A 3,645-nucleotide genomic window follows, 5' to 3' on the forward strand; every position below is an offset into this window, starting at 1 on the left:
TCCAGACCCTTGTCGGTCAGCGGATGCTTGACGAGGGCTTTCAGTGTGGCAGGCGGTGCAGTGATGACGTCAGCGCCGATCAGTGCAGCTTCCTTAACGTGATTGACGGTACGCACGGAAGCAGCAAGAATCTGGGTTTCAAAACCGTAATTGTCATAGATCGTGCGGATTTCACCGATCAGATCCATGCCATTCAGACCGATATCATCGAGACGGCCGATGAAAGGCGAGATATAAGTCGCACCGGCTTTGGCTGCGAGCAGCGCCTGATTGGCCGAGAAGCACAGGGTCAGGTTGGTTTCATGACCATCAGAGGTCAGTGCCTTGCAGGCCTTCAGACCATCCAGCGTTACCGGCAGTTTGATGCAGATATTGTCGGCGATTTTCGCCAGCACAGCTGCTTCTTTCATCATACCTGCATAGTCAGTTGCGGTGACTTCTGCGGAAACAGGACCTTTAACAATCGAGCAGATTTCCTTGGTCACATCAATGATGTTGCCACCGGATTTCAGGATCAGCGATGGATTGGTGGTAACGCCGTCAACCAGTCCCAGATCGTTGAGTTCACGGATGTCTTTGACATCGGCGGTATCCACAAAGAATTTCATTTCAGCTTATCCTCCGTTATGGGCTTGCTGTACAGACGGTATTATATCCGACAAAGATAGGATTGTTTAACGCATATTTCCATAAACCGAAACTGCCTTTGGTGAATAACAGCGCATCTCATCAAGAATTGAATATAAGCAGTGTTTGCGGTTAAGTGCAGTTGTGAAAAAAAGCGGTGAAAACAGCATGCCGGAACTGATCGGGATAATTTTTTGAACGGGAAAACAGAGATTAAGACGCGCCGTGTTGTTCCGGTTCTTGTGCCGATGCCAGCGGAACGTCCCTATAGTTATCTGGTCCCTGAGGAAATGGATGTTCAGGCCGGTTCAATTGTACGCGTGCCGCTGGGCCCGCGTGAAGTAGCCGGTATTGTCACCGATGATGCGAGCGATCAGGTCGATCCTAAAAAGCTGAAATCCATTCTGCATGTTTTTGACTGCCCGCCGGTGAGCCGCGATATGCTGCGCTTCATCCGCTGGACGGCGGATTACACACTATCACCGCCCGGTATGGTGGCAAAAATGGTGCTGCGTGCACCGGCCGCTTTCGATCCTGAACCGTTCATTCCGGGCTTGCGCTATATTGGCGGCAAAGCTGAGCGGCTGACAGCAGCGCGTGAAAAAGTGCTGGAGGTTGCCAATAATGGTCTGAGCTGGACGAAGTCCGGCCTTGCCCATGCAGCCGGTGTTTCCGGCAGCGTGGTTGAAGGGCTGAAAGCGCAGGGGCTGTTCGAAGAGGTGATGATCCCGCCGCCGCCGGTGGTCGGCGAACCTGATCCGTTTTACGGGCAGGCGGAGCTGTCCGAGGATCAGCAGGCTGCAGCACGATGTCTTGTCGAAGCGGTGGAAGAGCAAGTCTACTCGGTCTCGCTGCTTCATGGTGTGACCGGTTCCGGTAAGACAGAAGTTTATTTTGAAGCTGTGGCGCGTGCTGTCGAGTTGGGCAAGCAGGTTCTGATCTTGCTGCCGGAAATTGCGCTGACCCAGCAATTTCTCGACCGTTTTGAAAGCCGTTTTGGCACGCGTCCCGCAGAATGGCATTCTGATCTGGCACCACGCCAGCGGGAGCGCGTCTGGCGGCAGATTGCGGAGGGGACGGTCAAAGTGGTGGCCGGAGCGCGATCGGCATTGTTCTTGCCCTTTGCCAATCCCGGTCTGATTATTGTCGATGAAGAGCATGACCCCGCTTATAAGCAGGAAGACCGCGTGTTTTATAATGCCCGTGATATGGCAGTGGTGCGTGGTTCTATCGGCAAATTCCCTGTTATTCTGGCCTCGGCCACGCCGTCGATTGAAAGTCTGGTCAATGCCAATCAGGGGCGCTATCGCTATGTGCCGTTGCAGGGACGTTATGCTGATGCGGCATTGCCGGATCTCAAGCCTATCGATATGCGCCGTTCGCCACCAGTAGCAGGACGGTTTTTGTCACCGGCTTTGACAGAAGCTGTCGGGCAGGTTTTGCAGCGTAAAGAACAGGCTTTGCTGTTTCTCAACCGGCGCGGTTATGCGCCGCTGACTTTGTGTCGCGTCTGCGGGCACCGTTTTCAATGTCCGGATTGTTCAAGCTGGCTGGTTGAGCACCGTTTCCGTGGTCAGCTGATGTGCCATCAATGTGGCTATCACGAGAAAAGTCCTGATGCCTGTCCGTCCTGCGGGGCGCTGGATCATCTGGTGGCTTGCGGTCCCGGTGTGGAGCGTATTGCCGAGGAAACTGCTGCAACCTTTCCGGATGCGCGGATTATCGTGCTTTCATCCGATATGCTTGGCGGGGTGACACGGCTGCGTATGGAGATGGAGGCGATTGCCAAAGGGGAGGCGGATATTGTGATCGGCACCCAGCTGGTCGCCAAAGGTCACAACTTTCCTTTGATTACGCTTGTCGGTGTGATTGATGCCGATCTCGGTCTGGCCAATGGTGATCCGCGTGCCGCAGAGCGCACATTTCAGCTACTCAATCAGGTGACAGGTCGTGCAGGTCGTACAGGGCGTAAAAGTGTTGGTCTGATTCAAACCTATCAACCCGATCATCCGGTATTGAAAGCGATTATCGCCGGTGATGCGCATGCTTTTTATGAACGGGAAATTGAAGAGCGTCAGCGCGGGATGCTTCCGCCTTTCGGGCGGTTGGCGGCGCTGATTATTTCGGCTGACAGCAGGGCAGAAGCGGAGAGCCATGCCCGTGCATTGCGTCGTGCTGCGCCGAGAGATAGCGAGATTGAAGTGCTGGGGCCTGCTGAAGCGCCTTTGGCAGTGATTCGCGGGCGGCATCGCTTCCGGTTGCTGGTGCAGGGATCAAAACGTTCTGATCTGCAGTCCTATTTGCGGGCATTGCTGCAGGCAGCGCCAAAAGCGCGCGGTTCCTTACGGGTGCAGGTGGATATCGATCCGCAAAGCTTCCTGTAATCTGCGGATTTCAGAGGCTCTGATAAGACCGCTGTCATACTGCATGCTGATAATTTTGCTTTCCATGGCCACAGGTCAGGAATATAGCTCGTTAAATTAGTTATATTCGGTGCTGTCAGAGAGAGCGGCAGGGCTCCATCAGGCGTAAAAACTTGCTCTGACGAACAAACAACGACGGTTTTAAGAGGTGTAACGTGGCGTTTTATCTACCTTCAAGTCAGGGTGAATGGCTGGCATGGACTGTGGGCGTTATCACGTTGCTCTTTGGTTTGATCCTGATGTTTGCACCGGGAATTTCGCTGAAAATTCTGCGTCTCAACGCGCCTGATCTGCGTGCCAATGCTCTTTCATCGGTACGGGCGACAATTGCAGGGCCTTATATCGGCCTTGGCGTGGCCTGCCTGTTATTCGCGCAACCGTTCTTATGGATGGCGCTGGGTTGCGTCTGGGGCTTTGTGCTTTTCGGCCGTCTGATTTCGATGATGTCGGATAAGGCTAACAGTTTTTATAACTGGATTGCCGTTGTGGTCGAGCTGATGCTGGCCGCAGGCCCGTTGCTCTTTGCTTTCGGCTTTGTTGCCTGACTTTTGAAACAGGCCGCGCTTCAGCAGAATCTGTCAGACAGAGGCTGAAG

Annotated in this window: 3 protein-coding genes; 2 read left to right on the top strand and 1 reads right to left on the bottom strand. The window is 53.9% G+C overall.

What is annotated here, in order from left to right; all coding sequences use genetic code 11:
- A partial coding sequence (fsa, locus tag A918_RS0104465) for a fructose-6-phosphate aldolase (RefSeq protein WP_022709890.1) occupies positions 1-608 on the bottom strand: 608 nt, incomplete at its 3' end.
- Positions 609-821: 213 nt separating this feature from the next.
- Here fsa and A918_RS0104470 point away from each other — a divergent pair.
- Positions 822-3,011, top strand: coding sequence for a primosomal protein N' (locus tag A918_RS0104470; protein WP_022709891.1), 2,190 nt, complete (start codon positions 822-824; stop codon positions 3,009-3,011).
- 194 nt (positions 3,012-3,205) lie between these two features.
- Entirely contained in the window at positions 3,206-3,595 is a 390-nt protein-coding gene (locus A918_RS0104475; RefSeq protein WP_022709892.1) for a DUF4345 family protein, read from the top strand.
- Positions 3,596-3,645 lie beyond the last annotated feature (50 nt).

The organism is Pseudochrobactrum sp. AO18b (assembly GCF_000409565.1).
In the GTDB taxonomy this organism is placed as follows: Bacteria; Pseudomonadota; Alphaproteobacteria; order Rhizobiales; family Rhizobiaceae; genus Pseudochrobactrum; species Pseudochrobactrum saccharolyticum.